Source organism: Hylemonella sp. P2_B10, assembly GCF_056404875.1.
Map to the genome: position 1 here is coordinate 367,645 of NZ_JBFUDE010000003.1, position 20,801 is coordinate 388,445.

The window sequence follows — 20,801 nt, forward strand, 5'->3', positions numbered from 1 at the left end:
CGATGCGCCGCACAGTCTGGGCGCGTAAGCTGGGTAGGCATTTTCCCCAGGAGTCACCCCCATGCTGAAGCTGAACAAGCGTCTGGCCCTGTTGGCCACCGGCGCTGGCGTATTGGTCGCCGCCGCCACCCCTTTCACCGTCCACGCCGCTGATCCCTATCCAGCGAAGCCCATCACCATCGTGGTGCCCTTCGCCGCCGGCGGCCCCACCGACCGCGTGGCGCGCGACCTGGGCGAGGCGCTGCGCAAGCCGCTCAACGGCACCACCATCATCGTCGACAACGCCGCCGGTGCCGGCGGCTCCATTGGCGCCAACAAGGTGGCCAAGGCCGCGCCTGACGGTTACACCCTGCTGCTGCACCACATCGGCATGGCCACCATGCCCACGCTGGTGCGCAACATCCCGTTCAAGGTCGAGTCCGACTTCGAGTACCTGGGCATGGTCAATGACGTGCCCATGACCATCATCTCCAAGCCCACCATGCCGGCCAACAACTTCAAGGAGTTGGTCGCCTGGTTCGCCGCCAACAAGGGCAAGATCAACCTGGCCAATGCCGGCGTGGGCGCGGCTTCGCACCTGTGCGGCCTGCTGTTCCAGGAGGCGCTGAAGACCGACATGGCGACCGTGCCCTACAAGGGCACCGGCCCGGCCATCATCGACCTGATCGGCGGCCAGGTCGACGTCATGTGCGACCAGACCACCAACACCACCTCGCAGATCGAGGCCAAGAAGGTCAAGGCATTCGCCGTCACCACCTCGCACCGGCTGGGTACGCCGGCGCTGAAGGACCTGCCCACCATGCAGGAAATGGGCTACAAGGGTTTCGAAGTGACCATCTGGCATGGGCTGTACGCGCCCAAGGGCACGCCGGCCGACGTCATTGCCAAAATCAACACCGCACTGAAGGCGGCGCTGAAGGACCCCGAGTTCATCAAGAAGGAAGAAGCCCTGGGGGCGGTGGTGGTGACCGACAAGCGCGTGGAACCTGCCGAACACAAGAAGTTCGTGGCCGCCGAGATCGCCAAGTGGAGCCCCATCATCAAGGCCGCTGGCGTCTATGCCGACTGATCGCCTGAACCGCCTGAACCGCCTGAACCGTCGGAAGCTGCTGGGCGCTGCCCTGTTGGCTGTGGGCGGCCTGCTGGCGGTGCAGCCGGCGGCGGCGCAGTCGTCCGCCGGGTGGCCCAGCCACCCGGTGCGCATCGTGGTGCCGTTCGCGCCCGGGGGCACCACCGACATCCTGGCGCGCGCGATGGCGCCCGAGCTGTCCAAGGCCTTCGGCCAGCAGTTCATCATCGACAACCGGCCCGGCGCCGGCGGCAACCTGGGTGCCGACATCGTCGCCAAGTCCGCGCCCGACGGCTACACGCTGGTGATGGGCACGGTGGGCACGCATGCCATCAACAAGTCACTGTACGACAAGATGCCGTACGACCCGCAGAAGGATTTCATGCCCGTCACGCTGGTGGCCGGCGTGCCCAATGTGATGGTGATGAACACCGAGCGCGCCAAGGCGCTGGGCATCAACGACGCCCGGGATTTCATCAAGTACGCCAAGGCCCACCCCGGCAAGCTGAACATGGCCTCCAGCGGCAACGGCACCTCCATCCACATGGCCGGCGAGCTGTTCAAGAGCCAGGCCGGCGTGTTCATGGTGCACTTTCCCTACCGCGGCTCCGGCCCGGCCTTGCTGGATCTGCTGGGCGGCACTGTGGACGTGATGTTCGACAACCTGCCCTCCAGCATGCCGCACATCAAGGCCGGCAAGCTGAAGGCCTTTGCTGTCACCAGCGCCCAGCGCTCCACGGCCTTGCCCGATGTGCCCACGGTGGAGCAGGCGGCAGGGCTGAAAGGTTTTGAGGCCAGCAGCTGGTTTGGCCTGCTGGCGCCGGCCGGCACGCCGCCGGACATCGTCAACCGCATCCAGCAGGCCGCAGCGAAGGCGCTGGCCACCGATGCGATGAAGGAAAAGCTGCAGGCGCAAGGCGCCATCCCCAGTGGCAACACGCCGGCCGAGTTTGCCAAGGTGATCGACTCCGAAATCAAGAAGTGGGCCGTGGTGGTGAAGGTCTCCGGCGCCAAGGTGGACTGACCGCGCCCATTGGGCTGTTTTGCCGCCGGGCCGCCCCAAGGCAAAACGCGGCCCCCTTGGGGCTGAGGCCTGCGGCTCACAGCCTGCCTGCGCAGGCTGGGACAGGCCGAAGAGCCATGGCCTCTGGCCATGGCTCGTCCAGGGAGCTACACGCAGTGAGCGACCGTGGGGGTCACGATCACACCCCCCAGACGATCTCGGCCTTTTCCTTCTCGCAGCGCTGCAGCATGGCCATGAAGGGCTGGGCGCGTTGGCGCAGCGACACCTCGGGCCGGCGCGGCGCCGTCTTGCCCTCGGCCTTGGCCTGCGCCTCGGCGCTGGCGTGCTCGGTTTCTTCCTTGGCCACCGCGGCCTGCAAGGCGGCCGCTGCCCGCGCCATTTGCTCTGGCTGGATGATGCCTTTGTCGCCCGTGCTGGTGCCCAGCTCGGCAGCCACAATCTCCAGCACCTGCCGGCCGTTGCCTTCCAGCATGATCAGGTCACCGGCCGCCTTGGACTTGAATTTGTACAACATGGGTGAATTATGCGCACCCGGGCAGGTGCCGCTGTGCGGCGGCGTACACTGGCGCGACAGCATCAAGCCGGGTAGAAAAACCGGTTCACAACAAGGAGAGGCTTTCCATGGTTCCTGTTGAGGAGGTGGTGCGCCCGGCGCGCACGCTCAGCCAGTTGCCCTCGCCCAAGGGCCTGCCTTTGCTGGGCAATGTGCACCAGCTGGAATTGAAGCGCCTGCACCAGGTGCTGGAGGGCTGGTGCGCGGAGCACGGGTCGCTGTTCACCGTGCGCCTGGGGCCAAAGCGCGCGCTGGTGTGCGCCGACCCGGAGTTGGCGCAAACTGTGCTGCGCGAGCGCCCGCAGCGCTACCGGCGTTTCTCGCCCATCGAGTCGGTGTTGGCCGAACTGGGCGGCAACGGGGTGTTTTCCGCCGAGGGCGAAGCCTGGAAGCCGCAGCGCCAACTCATCATGCGCGCATTGGCGGCGACCCATTTCCGGGGTTTCTTCCCGGCCTTGCAGACCATCACCCAACGCCTGTTGCGCCGCTGGCAGCAGGCTGCCGCCAACGGCACCGTGGTGGACATGGGCCAGGACCTGGTGCGCTACACCGTGGACGTGACCACCGCGCTGGCCTTTGGCGAAGACCCCAACACGCTGGAGCAGCAGGGTGACGTGATCCAGAACCAGCTGTCGTTGATCTTCCCCATGATTGATGCGCGCATCGGGGCTCCCTTCCCGCTGTGGCGCTACGTCAAGCTGTCCAAGGACCGCGCTTTCGAGCGCGCGCTGGCCCAGGTGCACAGCCATGTGGCCGCGCTGATCGAACGCGCCAAGCGCCGCCTGCGCGATGAGCCGGTGAGCGAGCCGCGCAACCTGCTGGAGGCCATGCTGCTGGCGCGCGAACAGCCGGATTCCCGCCTGGACGAGTCGGTGATTGCCGCCAACGTGCTGACACTGCTGCTGGCCGGCGAGGACACCACTGCCCACACGCTGGCCTGGACCATGCCCTACCTGGCGGCCGATGCCGCCTTGCAACAGCGCCTGCACCAGCAGGCGGTGCAGGTCATGGGCGCGGGTGAGCTGCTGCGCAACTTTGACGACCTGAAGTCGTTGGACCTGTTCGAGGCGGCGGCGCAGGAGGCCACCCGGTTGCGCCCCATCGCCCCGTTCATGGGGCTGGAACCCCTGCAAGACCTGGTGCTGGGCGATGTGGCCTTGCCGGCCGGCACGCCAATCTTCCTGTTGCTGCGGCCGGCCATGCTGGACGCGCGCAATTTTTCCGACCCGCAGGTGTACGACCCCACGCGCTGGACGCACGAACGCACGGCCACCCAGCACAATGCGCGCGCCTACATGCAGTTTGGCGCCGGCCCGCGCGTGTGCCCTGGCCGCCACCTGGCGGGTGTGGAACTGCGCCTGGTGCTGTCCATGCTGATGCGCAATTTCACGTTGGAACTGGCCACCGATGCTGCCTCCATCCGCGAGACCATGTCCTTCACCATGGTGCCCAGCCACATGCCGGTGCGTCTGCGTGCGCGCCAGCCCTCCAGCGCATGAGAAGCCACCCGATCTGCCGCAGCCTTTCAGATGTTCCGTCCCGTCCCGTGACCATGCAATCCGCCCAAACCGACCGCTTTGTCCATGAACGCCTGCCGGCCGCCGCGCTGTGGCCGCAGCTGAGCTTTGATCTGCCCGAACTGCAACTGCCCGAGCAACTGAACCTGGTGGAGGAACTGCTGGACAAGGCCGCCGCCAAGGGCTTTGGCGAGCTGGCGATGTTGCGCTCCACCGCGCTGACCTTGACCTACGCGCAGGCCGCCCGCCATGTGCAGGCGCTGCAGCAGGTGCTGGTGCTGGAGCTGGGCCTGGTGCCCGGCAACCGTGTGCTGCTGCGTGGAGGCAACTCCATCGGCATGGCACTGGCCTGGCTGGCAGTGGCGCGCGCCGGCGGCGTGGTGGTGGCCACCATGCCGCTGCTGCGCGCCAAGGAGCTGGGCGACATCATCGAGAAGTCCCAACCGGCATTGGCATTGTGCGACGTCAAGCTGCTGGAGGAATTGCAACTGGCGCAGCGCCAGTGCCCGGGGCTGGCCACGCTGGTGCCCTTTGCGGCGCGTGGGCCCGGCGGCGATGCTGTGGAGGGTGAGTTGTTCACCCGCGCTGCCCGCTACCCCCTACCGGTGCCGGCCTGCCCCACCGCCGCCACCGACATCGCCATGCTGGCCTTCACCTCCGGCACCACCGGCAAGCCGAAGGCAGCGGTGCACATGCACCGTGACGTGCTGGTGGCCTGCGAAACCTGGCCGCGCCATGTGCTGAAGGCGCAACCCAGCGACATCGTCATGGGCTCACCGCCGCTGGCTTTCACGTTTGGCCTGGGCGGCATGCTGGTGTTCCCCATGTGGGCCGGCGCCTCCATCTACTTTCCCGATGTGCCCTACACGCCGCAGGCCATGGCGGCGCTGATGTATGAGCAAGGCGCCAGCATCTGCTACACCGCACCCACCTTCTACCGCCAGATGGCGCCGCACATGCAGGCACTGCGCGAGCAGCGCGGGCCGTCACGCTTGCGCCTGTGCGTCAGCGCGGGCGAAGGCCTGCCCGACGCCACCCGCACACTGTGGCGCGAGGCCACCGGCATCGAGATGCTGGACGGCATAGGCGCCACCGAGATGTTCCACATCTTCATCTCCAGTGCCCCGGACCAGGTGCGCCGTGGCGCCATCGGCCAGGTGGTGCCCGGCTACACCGCCCGGGTGGTGGACGATGCCGGCAACACCGTGCCCGACGGACAGGTGGGCAAACTGGCGGTGCGCGGCCCCACCGGCTGCAAGTACCTGGACGACGCGCGGCAGACCAACTACGTGCGCGACGGCTGGAACTACCCCGGCGACGCGTTTGCGCGCGATGCCGACGGCTACTTCTTCTACCAGGCCCGGGCTGATGACATGATCATCACCGCCGGCTACAACGTCGGCGCCCCCGAGGTGGAAGACGCGCTGCTGAAACACCCGGCGGTGGCCGAGTGCGGCGTCATCGGCAAACCGGATGAAGAGCGCGGCATGCTGATCAAGGCCTTTTGCGTGTTGAAGCCCGGTGTGGTGGGCGATGCGGCGCTGGTCAAGGCGCTGCAGGACCATGTGAAGGCCATGCTGGCCCCTTACAAATATCCGCGCGAGGTGGAATTCGTCGCCACCCTGCCGCGCACCGAAACCGGCAAGCTGCAGCGCTTCCGGCTGAAGCAGTCCGCACCATGACCGCCGCGCTGCCGCTGCGGCATTTCCTGCTGGCGCTGGCCGTGGTGGCGGTGTGGGGCAGCAATTTCGTCGTCATCAAGCTGGCGCTGGCGCACCTGCCGCCGCTGCTGTTTGCGGCGCTGCGCTTTGCGCTGGCCTTTGTGCCTGCAGCGCTGTTGCTGCCGCGCCCGACCGTGCGGCTGGGCAACCTGGTGGCCTATGGGCTGTTCATCGGTGTGGGACAGTTTGGTGTGCTGTACATGGCCATGCGCGGCCACATCTCGCCCGGCCTGGCCTCGCTGGTGATACAGACGCAGGTGTTCTTCACCATCGGCATCGCCATGCGGCTCAATGGCGAGCGCGTGCGTGGCTTCCAGTGGGCGGCGCTGGTGTTGGCCAGCGCTGGCATGGGCGTGATCGCCTGGCACACCGACGCCAGCACCACCGTGCTGGGGCTGGCCATGGTGCTGTTCGCGGCGCTGAGCTGGGCCTGCGGCAACATCACCAGCAAGCAGGCCGGCCAGGTGGACATGTTGGGCTACGTGGTGTGGTCCAGCGTGTTCGCGGTGCCGCCGTTGTTGCTGTTGTCGCTGCTGTTCGAGGGTTGGCCCGCCATGGTGGACGGCGTCACCCAGGCCGACTGGCGCACCTGGGCTGCGGTGGCCTGGCAGTCCTGGGGTAACACGCTGTTCGGCTACGCTGCCTGGGGCTGGCTGCTGGCGCGGCACCCTGCCGCCACGGTGACGCCGTTGGCGCTGCTGGTGCCGGTGTTCGGCATGGGCACCTCGGCCTTGTTCTTGAGCGAAAGCCTGCCGCCATGGAAACTGGCCGCCGCCGCGCTGGTGATGTCCGGCCTGGCGTTGAACCTGCTGTGGCCGCGCTGGCAGGCCCTGAGGGCGCGCGCGTCATGAGCCGGCGGACCTGGCGGCGCCTTCTGCTGTGGCTGGTCCTGCCATTGGCACTGACCGGCTGCGCCGAAACGGGCTACTACCTGCAATCGGTGGGCGGGCACATGGCGCTGATGCGCGCGGCCAAGCCGATTCCCGACTGGCTGGCCGATGAGCAGGCCACACCGGCGCTGAAGGCGCAGCTGCAACTGGCGCAGCGGCTGCGCCGGTACGCGGTGGACACGCTGAAGCTGCCCGACAACGCCAGTTACCACCGCTATGCCGATCTGCACCGCCGCGCTGTGGTGTGGAACGTGGTGGCCGCGCCGGAGTTTTCGTTGTCGGCCAAGAACTGGTGTTTCCCCGTGACCGGCTGCGTTAGCTACCGGGGTTATTTTGACGAGCAAGAGGCCAACGCCTTTGGTGCCAGCCTGAAGGGCGAGGGCCTGGAGGTCAGCGTCTACGGCGTGCCAGCCTATTCCACGCTGGGCTGGATGAACTGGGCCGGTGGCGACCCGTTGCTGAACACCTTCATCTTCTACCCCGAGGGCGAGCTGGCGCGGCTGTTGTTCCACGAACTGGCCCACCAGGTGGCCTATGCCAAGGGCGATACCGCCTTCAACGAGTCCTACGCCAGCGCGGTGGAGCGCCTGGGTGTGGCGCGCTGGCTGGCCGCGCACGGCACGCCGGCCGCGCACCAGGTCTATGAGCGGCTGGATGCGCGGCGGCGCCAGTTCCGCGTGCTGACGCTGGCCGCCCGCAAGCAACTCAATGACCTGTACCCCGAGCCCGTGCCCGGTGGTGAGCCGGCTCTGGCGGCGCTGCGTAACGCCAAGCAGAAGGCGTACGCGGACTTTCGCGTCCGCTATGCGCAATTGCGCGCCGACTGGGTGGCTGAAGACGCGCGGGTTGCGGCGCCGGCGGCCGCGGCAGGTGCTGCGGCCAGCGCGCCGGTCGCGGCCGCGCCCCGGGTTTATGGCTATGACAACTGGGTGGCCGGTGCCAATAATGCGTCATTCGCCGCGTTGGCGGCGTATGACGACCTGGTGCCCGCGTTTGAAGCGCTGTTTGCACGGTTGGGCAATGACTGGCCGCGCTTCCACGCCGAGGTGCAGCGCATCGCCAAGCTGGCCGACAAGGCACAGCGGCGCCAGGCGCTTGGTGTGGCGACGACGGAAGACTGACTGAACAAGGAGACCCGCAAGGTGGCCAATCTGCACATCGTGCGCGAACACGCGCTGGGGCTGGCAAAGGCCCGCAAGATCGCATTCCAGTGGGCTGAGCAGGCGGAAGCCGATCTGGACATGGAGTGCACCTACGAAGAAGGCAAGACCGAAGACATGGTGCGCTTCACCCGCTCGGGCGCCAGCGGCACGCTGCAGGTCACGGCCGAACGGTTCGAGTTGGAGGCCAAGCTGGGCTTCCTGCTGGGCGCCTTCAAGGAGCGCATCGAGGCCGAGATCGTCAAGACGCTGGACGCGCTGATCAACGCCAAGCCCGCAGCGGCCAAGAAGACCGCTGCGAAGAAGAAGTAAGCACGGCGAACCCCGCGCGGCCGCCGGGCGCGGCCCGGGTGTCAGCTCAGCGATTCAATCAGGTCCACGTACTGCTGCATGGCGTCGTCAGACGAGGTGCCCTTGAGCCCGTTCCAGGCATCCCACTTGGCGCGGCCCACCATGTCGGAGAACCCTGGTTTCTTCTCGCCGTTGTCGCCCGCGCTGGCCTGCTTGTACAGCGCGTAGATTTTCAGCAGCGTGGCGTTGTCGGGGCGCTCGCTGAGGTTTTTCGAGTTGGCGATGGCGGCTTCGAATTGGGCTTTCAGATCGGCCATGGTGGTCTCCGGGTGGCGGTTGTGGATGGGTGAAGTGTTTTCGCAAATTGGGGTATGTGCGCAGTATCTTACGGGCGCATTTGGCGACAGAATAGGGCAAGCTTTCCAATTTGCCGCTTTGTTTTCCCGTTCGCTGGAGTCGCCATGGTAACCCGCATCACTGCCCAGGAAGTCGCCAAAGAGGCCAGCCGCAAGGTGGCGCAGACCGTGGGCCCGGTGGCGCGCCAGGCCGGGCAGCGCGCCGGCAAGGCCGCCAAGGCGGTGCAAAAGAACGTCAGCCAGGCCGTCAGCGGCACGCTGGGCCTGAGCGGCGAGCGCATGAGCAAGGTGGACACCGCCTGGCTGCGCATGGATTCCGACGCCAACCTGATGATGATCGTGGGCGTGTGGGTCCTGAAGCCCGGCATTTCCTACGAAGCGCTGAGCCAGCGGGTGGAGGAGCGGCTGCTGAAGTACCCGCGCTTCATGCAACGGGTGGTGGAAGACGCCGCCGGCGCCACCTGGGTGCGCGACGCCCGGTTCGATCTGGCCAACCACATCGTGCGCGAGAAGCTTCCCAAGAAACCCAAGGGCCAGGAGCAACAGGCCCTGCAAGAGCGTGTGGCCGAGCTGGCCATGCTGCCGCTCTCCCGCAAGCACCCGCTGTGGCAGTTCCACCTGGTGGAGAACTACCAGGGCGGCTCGGCCATGCTGGTGCGCATCCACCACTGCATTGCCGACGGCATCGCGCTGATCTCGGTCACGCAGTCGCTGGTGGATGGCGGCAAGGCGCCGCCGCAGCGGCCGCAGCGCCGCGACACCGGCCCCAAGGTGGGCGTGGAGGGCGCGCAGGACTGGATTGCCGAGACGCTGCTCAAACCCCTGGGCCAGTTCGCCGCCAAGGCGCTGGACATGGCCAGCGACCGTGCCAAGCGCTCGGTCGACATGATGCAGGACCCACAGCAGGCACTGCAAGGCATGGAGCAGGGCGTGGCCAAGTCGGTGGAACTGGCGCAAGTGGCCTACCAGGGCGTGAGCGATCTGGCGGCGCTGGCCTTGATGCCCGACGACTCACCCACCCGCCTGAAGGGCATACCCGGCAAAACCAAGCGCGTGGCCTGGTGCGACCCCATCCCGCTGGACGAGGTGAAGGCGGTGGGCAAGGCGCTGAACTGCTCCATCAACGACGTGCTGCTGAGCTGCGTGGCCGGCGCCATCGGCGAATACCTGAAGGGCTTTGGCGACGACGTGACAGGCCAGGAAATCCGCGCCATGGTGCCGGTCAACCTGCGCCCGCTGGACCAGGCGCACAAGCTGGGCAACCGCTTCGGCCTGGCCCCGGTGGTGTTGCCCATAGGCATGAACAACCCGGTGGAGCGCGTCTACGAGGTACGCCGTCGCATGGGCCAGTTGAAGGGCAGCATGCAGCCGCTGCTGGCCTTCGGCCTGCTGGCGGTGGCTGGCCTGTTGATCAAGCCGGCCCAAGACGCCATGCTGAACCTGTTCGCCAAAAAAACCACCGCGGTGATGACCAATGTGCCGGGGCCGCGCGAGAAGCTGAAGTTTTGCGGTGCCACGCTGGAGCAGTCGCTGTTCTGGGTGCCGCAGTCCGGCAGCGTGGGGCTGGGTGTGTCCATCCTCAGCTATGGCGGCGGCGTGCAGTTCGGCATCATCTCGGACGCCACACTGTGCCCGGATCCGCAGAAGATCATCGACGAGTTTGAACCCGAATTCGCCAAGCTGTCTCTGGTGACCTTGATGCTGCCCTGGGGAGACTAGACCGGTTTGTGTTGCGTGCCGGCGCCGGGGGTGATGAACAGCATCGCTGTGGGTGTGCTGACATGTGCCGTGTGCCAGCTGCCGGGTGGCACCAGTACGAAGTCGCCGGGCTTGGTCAACCGCACCGTGTCCACACCGCCATCGGCGCGCTCCAGCATCATGTCGGCAGCGCCCGACAACAGGCAGACGAATTCCTCGCCCTCGGGGTGCATTTCCCAGCTGTTCCAGTCGCTGTCAAAGCTGCTGGTGGTGACCATGCGGCCGCTTTCGCCCACCGCGCCCAACTCGCCACTGCCCAGTTCTTGCCAGAACGTGGGCGTGACGGCCAGCGGCTGGGCACGGCCGTCATCGGCCAGGTGCAGGAAGGTGCTGTGGATGTCGTAAGGGCCGGCTGGATAGGAAGAAGGGGGATTCATGGCTTGCTGACCTCCAGGATGGGTTGGACCACACGCAGCACCGGGTACAGGTTGAAGCGCTCGTCCCATGATGAGTGGCGGCGGGCAAAAAAGTCCAGCCGCGCGGCCGGGCTCTTGGCGAACTCGGGCTCTTCGGCCAGCTTCTTCTGGAAGGCGGCGGCCAGTTGCGGGTCGGCCGCCAGCTGGGCGCGCGCCACTTCTTCGGCCACGTAGGCCTCCATGTATTCCTTGCGCTCGAACGCGTTGTTGAACAGGCCCCAGGCGGCCAGCGCGTCGGGCGACTGCGGTTCCAGCAGCGTCATCACCAGCCGCGCCTTGGGCTGGGCGATGGGCACAAACAGCGCGCCGGCACCCACGTCGCGTGGTTCGGCTTTCCAGCCGCCCTTCAGGCTCAGCATCTGATGGTTCTCGTTGGAGCGGTCGGAAAATTTGGCTTGCTCAGCGCGGAAGGTTTCCACCGCCAGCTGGGCATGGGCTTTGGACAGCTGGCGGAACGCAATGCCATGCAGCTTCAGCTTCTCCGCCACCCAGGCGGCGTGGGCCGCTGGCACCAGGTAGCCGGCCTGCGGCGCGGTGACGCTGAGTTCGGGCACGATGTGGTCGCGCAGCGGCAGGCGCCAGAGTTGCGGCTTGCTCTCGTCATAGCGCGTCATCAGCGCGCCCGAAATGTCCGAGGGCGTTCGGGTGTATTCATAGCCACTGAAATCCACCGTGCGCACCTCGGCGGTGGCGGTGTAGCTCAGCGGCACCGGCTGGCCGGCCAGCGCCTTGGCGTCGGCCGTATGGGCCAGGCGCAGCCAGTCCGCGCCATGCTGCGCCACCTGTTCCAGCAGTGCCACCACGGTGTTGCGGGTGATGCGCACACGGGTGGGGTAGTCCTTCCACGAGTGCGTTTCCACCAGCATGCCAAAGCGGTTGCGCAGCAGGAAGTAGCCGTGCGAGAAACGCGGCGTGGGCACGCTATCGACAAAGCCGGAACTGGGATCGTCACCGACCACGAAGTCCGGGTAGTAGGGCAGCGGCAGTGAGCCTTGTTGGGCCAGGCTGGCCATGACGCCGTCGCGCAGCCCTGTGCCGGCCGGTTTCAGACTGTCGTCGCCGCCGTGCAGTGGCTCCACCTGGATGGAGATGTCGTGCTCGAACTTGGCGCCGTCGGTCACGTGCAGGTCCACATAGACCAGCGGGTCCCAGGCGTTGACCAGGCGCAGCATGGCCTGCATCTCGGGCGCGTCGGCCTTCACGTAGTCGCGGTTCAGGTTGAAGTTCTGCGCCGTGGTGCGCCAGCCCATTTCCTGCGGGCCGCGCTGGTTGGGCCGGTTCCAGGCGCCGAAGCGCTCATGGCCGTCGACGTTGAAGACCGGCACGAACAGCAGCACCTGCTTGTCCAATGCGCCGGGCGCGGCGCGGCCCTGCAGCGTTTCGCGCAGCGCCAGGAAGCCGGCGTCCTTGCCGTCGATTTCGCCAGCGTGGATGCCGCCTTGCACCAGCAGCACCGGCAGGCCGCGCTTCTTGGCCGCTTGGGCGGTGAGCGCACCGCTGCGTGAGACGGCCAGCGCCACCATGGGGCGGCCTTCGGGCGTGCGGCCGAATTCGAAGCAGCGCACCGCCTTGGGATAAGCCTGCTGGAAGGCCTGGCACAGGGCAACCGTTTCGGCGTAGCGACCGGTCTTCAGAAAGCCGCTTTGCTCGGACACGGTGGTCAGCGCAGGGGCGACGGGGGCAGCAGACAGGGCGGGCGCGACGGCGCACAGGGCCAGCAGGCTGGTCAGGGTCAGGGGAAGCAGTTTCATGGACGGCAAAGGCTTGAGCATGCTGTTGGCTACAGCGGCCCATCTTAGCCGTGCGGCGGCCAGGCTCAGTCTTCCAGCTCGGTCGCGGCCAGTTCCACGTCCAGTTTCTGCATGGCGTCCAGCGGTTGGGTGGCCGCAGCCTGCTGGTACAACGCGGTGGCGTCAGCCATCTTCTTGTCGCCCTCCAGCATCACCAAGGCATTGGCGTACTCGATCATGGCGATGGCCGAGCCCGGGTTCAACTGCAAGGCTTGCTGGAACAGCTTCAGCCCGGTGTCCTTGCGTGCGCCGTAGGTCATGTTGCCGATCAGCGAGCCCACCTTGTCGATGACCTCGGCGTGGAAGGTGCCCAGGCCGATGTGGGCATCGGCATGGCGCGGCTGCAGCGCGATGGTTTTCTCCATCGCCTCCTTCACCTTGCCGCCCAAGCCGCGCGCCAGTGCCTTGGCCACGCTGATACCCTGGCTGTAGCGTCCCAGCGCATAGGCCTGCCAGTACCAGGCGTTGGGGTTGCCGGGCTGGTCCAGCGTCTGCTGCTGGGCGCGCTCGGCGGCCTCCATGAACAGGTCCAGTTTGGTCTTTTCCCGTGTCTCCAGGTAATTGGCGTAGATGCAGCTGGCCTTGTTGGCCACCGTGATGCCATCGCCACCGGCAGCCGTGCCGGCTTGCGTGGCCTTTTGAAACTCGCCGTTGTGGAATAGCACCCAGGCCTCCAGCACAGTGGGGTCCTGCGGCAGCGGTTCCATGTCGCCTGCGTGCAGCCGGGCCCAATGCTTCTTCAGGCTGGCGGCACTGAACGCGAATTCGCCCGGGTAAGGGAATGCCGTCCATTTGGCCATGTGTCTGTCTCCTTGTTGTCGTTGTTGTTGTTGTTGTTGTGTGTTGTTCTGGTCCGGTCAGCCGCTGCTGGCGCTATTTGGTGGAGGGTGAGCTGTAGGCGCCCACCAGCGTCAGCAGGTGCATGCGCTGGCCGGGCTCCAGGTAGGGCACCAGCAGGTTCAGCACATGGTGGGCACCGCGCAACAGCGCGGCCTGGGCGCTGGCCGGCTCCAGCGCGTTGCGAGGGTCGCGCACGTACTCGTAGCTCAGCCAGTAGGTCAGCACCACCACCATGCTGGTGGCGGTGGCCTCGACTTCGCGCGAATCGATCTGCATGGCACCGGTGCGGCTCAGGCTGTCCAGCAGCGCGCGCACCGCGCGGGTCTTGTTCTTCAGCACCGCCTGGAAGTGGGTTTCCAGCCGGCGGTTCTTGCTCAGCAGGTCGTTCAGGTCGCGGTACAGGAAGCGGTATTGCCAGATCAGCTCGAACAGCGTGTGCATGAAGAACCAGGCGTCCTCCACGTCGCGCACCGCGTCGCTGGCGTTCAGCAACTCACTGAGCGAACGCTCGTAGCGGTCGAACAGCGAGTTGATCAACTCATCCTTGGCCGGGTAGTGGTAATACAGGTTGCCGGGGCTGATGCCCAGCTCGGCCGAGATCAGCGTGGTCGACACATTGGGCTCGCCAAAGCGGTTGAACAGCTCCAGCGTCACCTCCAGGATGCGTTCTGCCGTTCGTCTGGGCGCTTTTTTGACCATGGCGTGTCGCGTGCTGGTTGTGACTCTACAGCAGATGCTGTTGCCGTGGCGGATATCAAGAGGCCTGGGGCTTGGCCTGTGCGGCCACCAGCCGGCCCAGATCGTCCATGGCGCCTTGCAGGGCGTCGAAGGCGCGACCCGCGCGTGTGGCGGCTGGGGGCGGCGCGCTCAGGTGGCGTTTGGGGTCGTCCAGCACGACGTGGTTCAGCGCGATGCCGTGACGCGCCAGTTTGGCCGACCAGCCGCTTCGGTGCGAGCGCAGCAGGTGGCGCGTCTGCTGGTAGGCATGCTCGGCCAGGTGGCGGCGCTGCGAGTAACTGAAGGTGTTGGCCAGGTACAGCTCGGGGTCGCGGTGGTCGGGTTCGATCAGCAGGATGTCGGTGTCCGGGTAGGCGCGGCCATACTGCTTCAGGCCCAGCTCCATGCGCGAGTGGATCATGGTGCGGAAGGTCTGGCTCAGCACCGCCGGCAGGCCGCCTTCCACGATGCGCGGAATGCGGCGCTGCTGTGTTGGCAACTCGCGCCGCCGCGCGGAGTCATCCAGCGGCGCGGTGGCGTCGAAAGGCACCAGGGGGTTCAGGCACAGCATCAGGTCCACGCCCTGCTCCAGCGCTTGGGAAGCGTGCAGTGTCTTTTTCAGTGCGCCGTCCACGTAGTAGCTGTCCCCTATGGCCACCGGCGGAAACAAACCCGGCAGCGCCGAGCTGGCCTGCACCGCCTGTGAGATCGGCACGTGGTCCCAGCCTGGGCTGCCAAAGGCAGTGGCTTCACCGCTGTCCAGGTTGGTGGCCACCAGTGTCAGCCGGCTATTCAGTTGGCGAAAGTCGTTGCTGCGCCCTGGGCGGTCAAACAGCTGGGCCAGCTTGTCGTGCACCAGCTGGTTGGAAAACACGCCGGTGGGCAGGCCGGCGCCCAGCCGCTCCAGCACCTGCGTCAGGCTCTTGCGGCGCACGCCCCATTGCCACAAGGCCGAAGCCAGCAGTCCGGGCAGCGTGATGCCGCGGCGGAAGTACTCGCCATAGGCCGGCTTGAGCAACCAGGCGGGGTCAAAGGTGTCGTTGGATGCCTCGTCGTTTTCGATGAAGGCGGCGCACAGCTCGCGCGGCGTGATGCCGTTGGCCAAGCCGGCGGCGATGAAGCTGCCGGCCGACACGCCCACATAGTGGTGCAGGCGGGTGAAATCCAGGCCGACCAGGGATTCCTCCAGCGCGCACATGGCGCCGACTTCGTAGATGGCACCCAACGGCCCACCGCCGGCCAGGGCCAGCGCGATTCTCGGTGCCTTCCGGTTTTTGCTGTTCATGAGCACACAGTGTAGGTCTCAGCATGCAGGCAAATTGTTGCGCTGCATCATGATTGGAATGGTGAACCAGGGGCGAGCGCGGGGCCGTGCGAAAAGGGGGGCGCTACCGCGCCAAAAGGGGCGCTGACGCGCCCCTGTGCACCCCATCTGCTCGCTGCGCGCCAGCATCAGCCCTTGGACGGCGCGCTCTTCCTGGCGGCCGGTTTGCGGGCGGCCTTGCTCGGCACCGCCTTGCCTGCCGCCTTTTTGGCCGGTGCTGCCTTGGCGGGCGCCTTCTTGGCGCTCGCGGCCTTCTTCGCCGCGGCGGGCTTGCCGCCAGACTGTTTCGACAGCTGCTGTACGCTGCGGTTCAACTCGTCAATGCGGGCGATCAGCGCGCTGACGTCCTTGGCCGAGGGCACGCCCAGCTTGTTCAAGGCCTTGGCCACGCGTTCCTCGAAGATGTTTTCCAGCTTGTCCCACTGGCCGGCGGCCTTGGACGAGATGTCGGTGGCCATGTTGCTCATGCGGTTGGTGGCTTCGCTGAGCTTTTCTTCTGCGGCGGCCTGGGTCTTGCGCTGTATTGTCACGCCTTCCTTGACCAGCGCTTCAAAGGCCTTGCTGCCCTCGGCCTGCGCCTTGGTGAAGGCGGCCAGGCCGGCTTGCCAGATCTGCTGTGCCGAGTCCTTGACCGAACTGCCCCGCTGGGGTTCGCCCGACTTTTGTTCGCTGTCTTGTTGCAGTTTTTTGACCATGACGGAAATGCTCCAAATGAAAAGGTGGGTGTGTCAGTGGCCGTGGCCACGCATCCTTGCTGGCACTGTACGCGGCGCCGCAGGCTTGTTCTAGGTGCGGGCTTCTAAACCATATCAGCGTATTCCCTCTGAAGGCTATGCGGTACTGTCACCGTGCCAGCATTGTCGCGGCAGTGGGTTGCCCTGACAGCGCGGGTTTTTGCTGAATGGCCCGCCGCGGGGTTTTGGGCAAGAATGCAAAGCAGCCGGTTGGCGGCGCGTCCGCGCCGCCTGAGCCAGAACACAGGCCACCGCATCAACCACTGGAGCTGACCATGCAGTATTTCGTCACCGGCGCCACCGGGTTCATTGGCAAACGCCTCGTCAAGAAGCTGTTGGAGCGCAAGGGCGCGGTCGTGCACTTCCTGATACGCAAGGAGAGCGCAGACAAGGTGGCGAGCCTGCGCGAATTCTGGGGCGCCAGCGCCGCGCGGGTGCACCCGGTGTTTGGCGACCTGACGACCAAGAAGCTGGGCGTCGCAAGCGACGACATCAAGAAACTCAAGGGCCAGGTCGACCATTTCTACCATCTGGCAGCGGTGTACGACCTGGGGGCCGATGCCGAGAGCCAGATCGCCGTCAACATCGAAGGCACGCGCAATACGGTGGAGCTGGCCAAGGCGATTGACGCTGGGCATTTCCACCATGTGTCGTCCATCGCCGCCGCCGGCTTGTATGAAGGCGTGTTCCGCGAAGACATGTTCGATGAAGCCGAGAACTACGACCACCCCTATTTCATGACCAAGCACGAGAGCGAAAAGATCGTGCGCAAGGAATGCAAGGTGCCGTGGTCGGTGTACCGCCCGGCCATGGTGGTGGGCGACAGCACCACCGGCGAGATGGACAAGATCGATGGTCCGTACTACTTCTTCAAGCTGATCCAGCGCATGCGCCAGCTGCTGCCGCCGTGGATGCCGTCGGTCGGCCTGGAGGGCGGGCGCATCAACATCGTGCCGGTGGACTTTGTGGTCAACGCGCTGGACCTGATCAGCCACAAGGACGGCATCAGCAAGAAGTGCTACCACCTGGTGGACCCCACGGGCTACCGCGTCGGCGACGTGCTGGACATCTTCAGCAAGGCCGCGCACGCGCCGAAGATGAACCTGTTCATCAACGCCGCGTTGCTGGGCTTCATCCCCAAGAGCGTGAAGAAGGGGCTGATGGCGCTGGCGCCGGTGCGCCGGGTGCGCAACGCCGTCATGAAGGACCTGGCCATTCCCGAGGACATGATGTCCTTCGTCAACTACCCCACGCGCTTTGATTGCCGCGAGACATTGGCCGCGCTGAAGGGCAGCGGCGTGGAATGCCCCAATTTGAAGGATTACGCCTGGCGCCTGTGGGACTACTGGGAGCGCCACCTGGACCCCGACCTGCACATCGACCGCAGCCTGCGCGGCACGGTGGGTGGCAAGGTGGTGCTGGTGACCGGCGGCTCCTCGGGCATTGGCCTGTCTGCGGCGCACAAGTTTGCCGAGGCCGGTGCCATCACCATCATCTGCGCGCGCGGCGAGGACAAGCTGGTCGAGGCCAAGAAGGAGATTCTGGCCGCCGTGGGCAAGGATGCCCAGGTGTTCACCTACTCTGTGGACATCTCCGACGAGACCAGCTGCGCCGAGTTCGTCAAGACCCTGCAGCAGGAACACGGCGGCGTGGATTTCCTGATCAACAACGCCGGGCGCTCGATACGCCGCGCCATTGAGGCCAGCTATGAGCGCTTCCATGATTTCGAGCGCACCATGCAGCTCAACTACTTCGGCTCGCTGCGCGTGACCATGGGGCTGCTGCCTGGCATGGTGGCCAAGCGCAAGGGGCATATCGTCAACATCAGTTCCATCAGCGTGCTGGTGAATGCACCGCGCTTCTCGGCCTACGTGGCCTCCAAGGCGGCATTGGACGCCTGGACCGCGTGCGCCGCCAGTGAGTTTGCCGATCAGGGCATCACCTTCACCACCATCAACATGCCATTGGTGCGCACGCCCATGACGGCGCCTACCAAAATCTACGACAGCATGCCGCTGCTGGACCCGCATGAGGCGTCCGACATGATCGTGAATGCCTGCGTCAACAAGCCGGTGCAGATATCCACCCGCCTGGGCACCTTTGTGGCGCTGCTGCACGCGCTGACGCCGCGCGTCACCCAGGTGATGATGAACACCACCTTCCGCATGTTCCCGGACAGCGCCGCAGCCAAGGGTGACAAGGCGGCCAAACCGGCGTTGTCGCACGAGGCGATGGCAATGGCGGAGATGATGCGCGGGATTCACTTCTGACCTGACGCGTTTGCTCGGCCCATTCCGTTCGGGCTGAGCCTGTCGAAGCCCATGGCGCTGGCATTGCTCCGCAGCGCGCCAGCCTGAAAATTGGCCTTCCCAGGTTGCACATGGGGCCCTCTGCCAATTTCCAGGCTGGCACGCCGCTCCCCGGTTGACGGGATTGTTCTGGCGTGAAGCTTCTACGTTGACCCAAAGCCCCGCACCGCGCGCCCAGCGCTCCAACCGGAGAGCAGGAAAACAGGCTCTAAGCAAGGCTCTGCCGGGGTGGGATAATCCAGGGCTATGGCCGGTGCAACAGGCGCCGGCGCTATGACAGGGAAACGTATGATTCTTGTGACCGGAGGCGCCGGCTTCATTGGCGCCAATTTCGTGCTGGACTGGCTGGCCCAGTCGGATGAGCCGGTGCTCAACCTCGACAAGCTGACCTACGCCGGCAACCTGGCCAGCCTGGCGCCGCTGCAGGGCGATGCGCGCCATGTGTTTGTGCATGGTGATATGGGCGATGCCGGGTTGGTGGCGGGCCTGTTGGCCAAGCACCAGCCGCGCGCAGTGGTGAACTTTGCCGCCGAATCGCATGTGGACCGGTCCATCCATGGTCCTGCGGCCTTCATTGAGACCAATGTGGTGGGCACTTTCACGCTGTTGGAGGCGGTGCGCGCCTATTGGGGCGGCTTGGCTGCGGATGCCAAGGCGGCGTTCCGCTTTCTGCATGTGTCCACCGACGAGGTCTATGGTTCGCTGGGAAAGGGCGATGCGGCTTTCACCGAAACCCACCGCTACGAGCCCAACAGCCCGTATTCGGCCAGCAAGGCGGCCAGCGACCACTTGGTGCGCGCCTACCACCACACCTACGGCCTGCCGGTGCTGACCACCAATTGCAGCAACAACTACGGGCCGCTGCATTTCCCCGAGAAATTGATTCCGCTGATGATCGTCAACGCGCTGGCCGGCAAGCCGCTGCCCGTGTATGGCGACGGCCTGCAGGTGCGCGACTGGCTGTATGTGAAAGACCATTGCAGCGCCATACGCCGCGTGGTGGCGGCTGGCCAGGCGGGCGAGGTCTACAACGTGGGCGGCTGGAACGAGAAGTTCAACATCGACATCGTGCACACCATCTGCGACCTGCTGGACGAGCTGCGCCCGCGCGCGGCCGGCGGCAGCTACCGCCAGCAGATCACCCATGTGGCGGATCGCCCCGGCCATGACCGCCGTTACGCCATCGATGCCAGCAAGATCGAACGCGAACTGGGTTGGCGCCCCGCGGAGACCTTCGACACCGGTATCCGCAAGACGGTGCGGTGGTACCTGGACAACCAGCCCTGGGTTCAGGGCGTGCTGTCCGGCGCCTACCGTGATTGGGAGCAGACCAACTACGCGGCGCGCGGCGCCGTGGCGGCTTGAGTCCTGTGCCATGAAGCTGTTGCTGCTGGGCAAGAATGGCCAGGTGGGCTGGGAGCTGCAGCGCAGCCTGGCGCCGTTGGGCGAGCTGGTGGCGCTGGAGACCGCCAGCACTGACTACTGTGGCGACCTGAGTCGCCTGGACGACCTGGCCGCCACGGTGCGCGCGGTGCGGCCTGATGTCATCGTCAACGCCGCCGCCTACACGGCGGTGGACAAGGCTGAGGGCGATGCCGAGCGCGCGCGCGTCGTCAACGCGCTGGCGCCGGGCGTGCTGGCGCGTGAGGCCAAAGGCCTGGGCGCCTGGCTGGTGCAGTACTCCACCGATTACGTGTTCGATGGCAGCGGCGGCGCGCCTTGGGCAGAGACCGATGCCACCGGCCCACTGAGCGTCTACGGCACTACCAAGCTGGAGGGCGAGCAGGCCATTGCCGCCAGCGGCTGCCAGCACTTCATCTTCCGTACCAGCTGGGTGTACGCGGCGCGCGGCGGCAACTTCGCCAAGACCATGCTGCGCCTGGGCAAGGAGCGTGAACGGTTGACGGTGATTGCCGACCAGATCGGCGCGCCCACCGGCGCCGATCTGCTGGCCGACGTGACGGCGCTGGCGCTGCGCAGTGCGCTGACCGGCGGCGCGTCCCGCACTGACCTGTCCGGCCTGTACCACCTGGCCGCGGCCGGTGAAACCTCCTGGCACGGCTATGCCAGCTTCGTGCTGCAGACCGCGCGCGCCGCGGGCGTGGCGCTGAAAGTGCCCGAGGACGCGGTGCTGCCCATCCCCACCAGCGACTACCCCACGCCGGCCAGGCGGCCGCACAATTCACGGTTGAACACGGCCAAGCTGCGGGCCGCCTTTGATTTGACGCTGCCGCCCTGGCAAACCGGTGTGGCGCGCATGCTGGCGGAGACCCTGGTGCCCTGAGCACCACTGCACCCCGCGCGACACCGACGACCAACACGACCCCCACAC

General features: G+C 66.2%; 19 protein-coding genes. 11 read left to right on the forward strand and 8 right to left on the reverse strand.

Annotated elements, in window-relative coordinates; all coding sequences use genetic code 11:
* The first annotated feature begins 61 nt into the window (after positions 1 to 61).
* Both AC1DX2_RS14180 and AC1DX2_RS14185 read left to right on the forward strand, forming a co-directional pair.
* Positions 62 to 1,069: a tripartite tricarboxylate transporter substrate-binding protein gene (locus AC1DX2_RS14180; protein WP_477197005.1), complete on the forward strand. Its 1,008-nt coding sequence runs from the start codon at positions 62 to 64 to the stop codon at positions 1,067 to 1,069.
* Positions 1,059 to 2,093: a Bug family tripartite tricarboxylate transporter substrate binding protein gene (locus AC1DX2_RS14185; protein ID WP_477197006.1), complete on the forward strand. Its 1,035-nt coding sequence runs from the start codon at positions 1,059 to 1,061 to the stop codon at positions 2,091 to 2,093. The genes AC1DX2_RS14180 and AC1DX2_RS14185 overlap by 11 nt, the downstream gene beginning before the upstream one ends.
* A gap of 178 nt (positions 2,094 to 2,271) precedes the next feature.
* Here AC1DX2_RS14185 and AC1DX2_RS14190 read toward each other — a convergent pair whose 3' ends face one another.
* Positions 2,272 to 2,607: a DUF1840 domain-containing protein gene (locus tag AC1DX2_RS14190; RefSeq protein ID WP_477197007.1), complete on the reverse strand. Its 336-nt coding sequence runs from the start codon at positions 2,605 to 2,607 to the stop codon at positions 2,272 to 2,274.
* A gap of 107 nt (positions 2,608 to 2,714) precedes the next feature.
* On the opposite strand from AC1DX2_RS14190, the gene AC1DX2_RS14195 reads away from it, so the two are divergent.
* From AC1DX2_RS14195 to AC1DX2_RS14215, 5 genes are read left to right on the forward strand one after another with little or no spacing between them, the layout of a single operon-like run.
* Positions 2,715 to 4,145, forward strand: a complete 1,431-nt coding sequence (locus AC1DX2_RS14195; RefSeq protein ID WP_477197008.1) for a cytochrome P450 — start codon at positions 2,715 to 2,717, stop codon at positions 4,143 to 4,145.
* Positions 4,146 to 4,198: 53 nt separating this feature from the next.
* On the forward strand, positions 4,199 to 5,845 hold the full coding sequence (locus tag AC1DX2_RS14200) for an AMP-binding protein (RefSeq protein WP_477197009.1): 1,647 nt from the start codon (positions 4,199 to 4,201) through the stop codon (positions 5,843 to 5,845).
* A complete protein-coding gene (locus AC1DX2_RS14205) occupies positions 5,842 to 6,735 on the forward strand; it encodes an EamA family transporter (RefSeq protein WP_477197010.1) in 894 nt (297 codons plus the stop codon). Before AC1DX2_RS14200 ends, AC1DX2_RS14205 begins: the two co-directional genes overlap by 4 nt.
* Positions 6,732 to 7,895: an aminopeptidase gene (locus AC1DX2_RS14210; protein ID WP_477197011.1), complete on the forward strand. Its 1,164-nt coding sequence runs from the start codon at positions 6,732 to 6,734 to the stop codon at positions 7,893 to 7,895. The genes AC1DX2_RS14205 and AC1DX2_RS14210 overlap by 4 nt, the downstream gene beginning before the upstream one ends.
* Before the next feature lie 21 nt (positions 7,896 to 7,916).
* Positions 7,917 to 8,246 (forward strand): polyhydroxyalkanoic acid system family protein, encoded by a 330-nt coding sequence (locus tag AC1DX2_RS14215; RefSeq protein WP_477197012.1) that lies wholly within the window; start codon positions 7,917 to 7,919, stop codon positions 8,244 to 8,246.
* Positions 8,247 to 8,287: 41 nt separating this feature from the next.
* On the opposite strand, the gene AC1DX2_RS14220 is transcribed toward AC1DX2_RS14215, so the two are convergent.
* Entirely contained in the window at positions 8,288 to 8,542 is a 255-nt protein-coding gene (locus AC1DX2_RS14220) for an acyl-CoA-binding protein (protein ID WP_477197013.1), read from the reverse strand.
* A 144-nt stretch (positions 8,543 to 8,686) separates the two neighbouring features.
* Here AC1DX2_RS14220 and AC1DX2_RS14225 point away from each other — a divergent pair, with 144 nt between their 5' ends.
* Positions 8,687 to 10,300 (forward strand): wax ester/triacylglycerol synthase family O-acyltransferase, encoded by a 1,614-nt coding sequence (locus tag AC1DX2_RS14225; RefSeq protein ID WP_477197014.1) that lies wholly within the window; start codon positions 8,687 to 8,689, stop codon positions 10,298 to 10,300.
* On the opposite strand, the gene AC1DX2_RS14230 is transcribed toward AC1DX2_RS14225, so the two are convergent.
* The 6 genes from AC1DX2_RS14230 to AC1DX2_RS14255 all read right to left on the reverse strand — a co-directional run bounded on the left by AC1DX2_RS14230 (position 10,297) and on the right by AC1DX2_RS14255 (position 16,121).
* Positions 10,297 to 10,716: a cupin domain-containing protein gene (locus AC1DX2_RS14230; RefSeq protein WP_477197015.1), complete on the reverse strand. Its 420-nt coding sequence runs from the start codon at positions 10,714 to 10,716 to the stop codon at positions 10,297 to 10,299. The two genes, AC1DX2_RS14225 and AC1DX2_RS14230, sit on opposite strands and share 4 nt — an antisense overlap.
* Positions 10,713 to 12,506: a M14 family metallopeptidase gene (locus AC1DX2_RS14235; protein WP_477197016.1), complete on the reverse strand. Its 1,794-nt coding sequence runs from the start codon at positions 12,504 to 12,506 to the stop codon at positions 10,713 to 10,715. The genes AC1DX2_RS14230 and AC1DX2_RS14235 overlap by 4 nt, the downstream gene beginning before the upstream one ends.
* Before the next feature lie 65 nt (positions 12,507 to 12,571).
* Complete coding sequence (locus AC1DX2_RS14240) at positions 12,572 to 13,345, reverse strand: hypothetical protein (protein ID WP_477197017.1); 774 nt, start codon at positions 13,343 to 13,345, stop codon at positions 12,572 to 12,574.
* A gap of 73 nt (positions 13,346 to 13,418) precedes the next feature.
* Complete coding sequence (locus AC1DX2_RS14245; RefSeq protein ID WP_477197018.1) at positions 13,419 to 14,084, reverse strand: TetR/AcrR family transcriptional regulator; 666 nt, start codon at positions 14,082 to 14,084, stop codon at positions 13,419 to 13,421.
* Positions 14,085 to 14,139: 55 nt separating this feature from the next.
* Entirely contained in the window at positions 14,140 to 15,387 is a 1,248-nt protein-coding gene (locus tag AC1DX2_RS14250; protein WP_477197019.1) for a patatin-like phospholipase family protein, read from the reverse strand.
* A gap of 167 nt (positions 15,388 to 15,554) precedes the next feature.
* Positions 15,555 to 16,121, reverse strand: coding sequence for a phasin family protein (locus AC1DX2_RS14255; protein ID WP_477197020.1), 567 nt, complete (start codon positions 16,119 to 16,121; stop codon positions 15,555 to 15,557).
* 314 nt (positions 16,122 to 16,435) lie between these two features.
* Between AC1DX2_RS14255 and AC1DX2_RS14260 the strand changes: the two genes are divergently transcribed.
* The 3 genes from AC1DX2_RS14260 (at position 16,436) to rfbD (ending at position 20,753) form a co-directional block, all read left to right on the forward strand.
* A complete protein-coding gene (locus AC1DX2_RS14260) occupies positions 16,436 to 18,430 on the forward strand; it encodes an SDR family oxidoreductase (RefSeq protein WP_477197021.1) in 1,995 nt (664 codons plus the stop codon).
* 327 nt (positions 18,431 to 18,757) lie between these two features.
* Positions 18,758 to 19,834, forward strand: a complete 1,077-nt coding sequence (gene rfbB, locus AC1DX2_RS14265) for a dTDP-glucose 4,6-dehydratase (RefSeq protein ID WP_477197022.1) — start codon at positions 18,758 to 18,760, stop codon at positions 19,832 to 19,834.
* Positions 19,835 to 19,844: 10 nt separating this feature from the next.
* Positions 19,845 to 20,753: a dTDP-4-dehydrorhamnose reductase gene (gene rfbD / locus AC1DX2_RS14270; protein ID WP_477197023.1), complete on the forward strand. Its 909-nt coding sequence runs from the start codon at positions 19,845 to 19,847 to the stop codon at positions 20,751 to 20,753.
* The last annotated feature ends 48 nt before the right edge of the window (positions 20,754 to 20,801 follow it).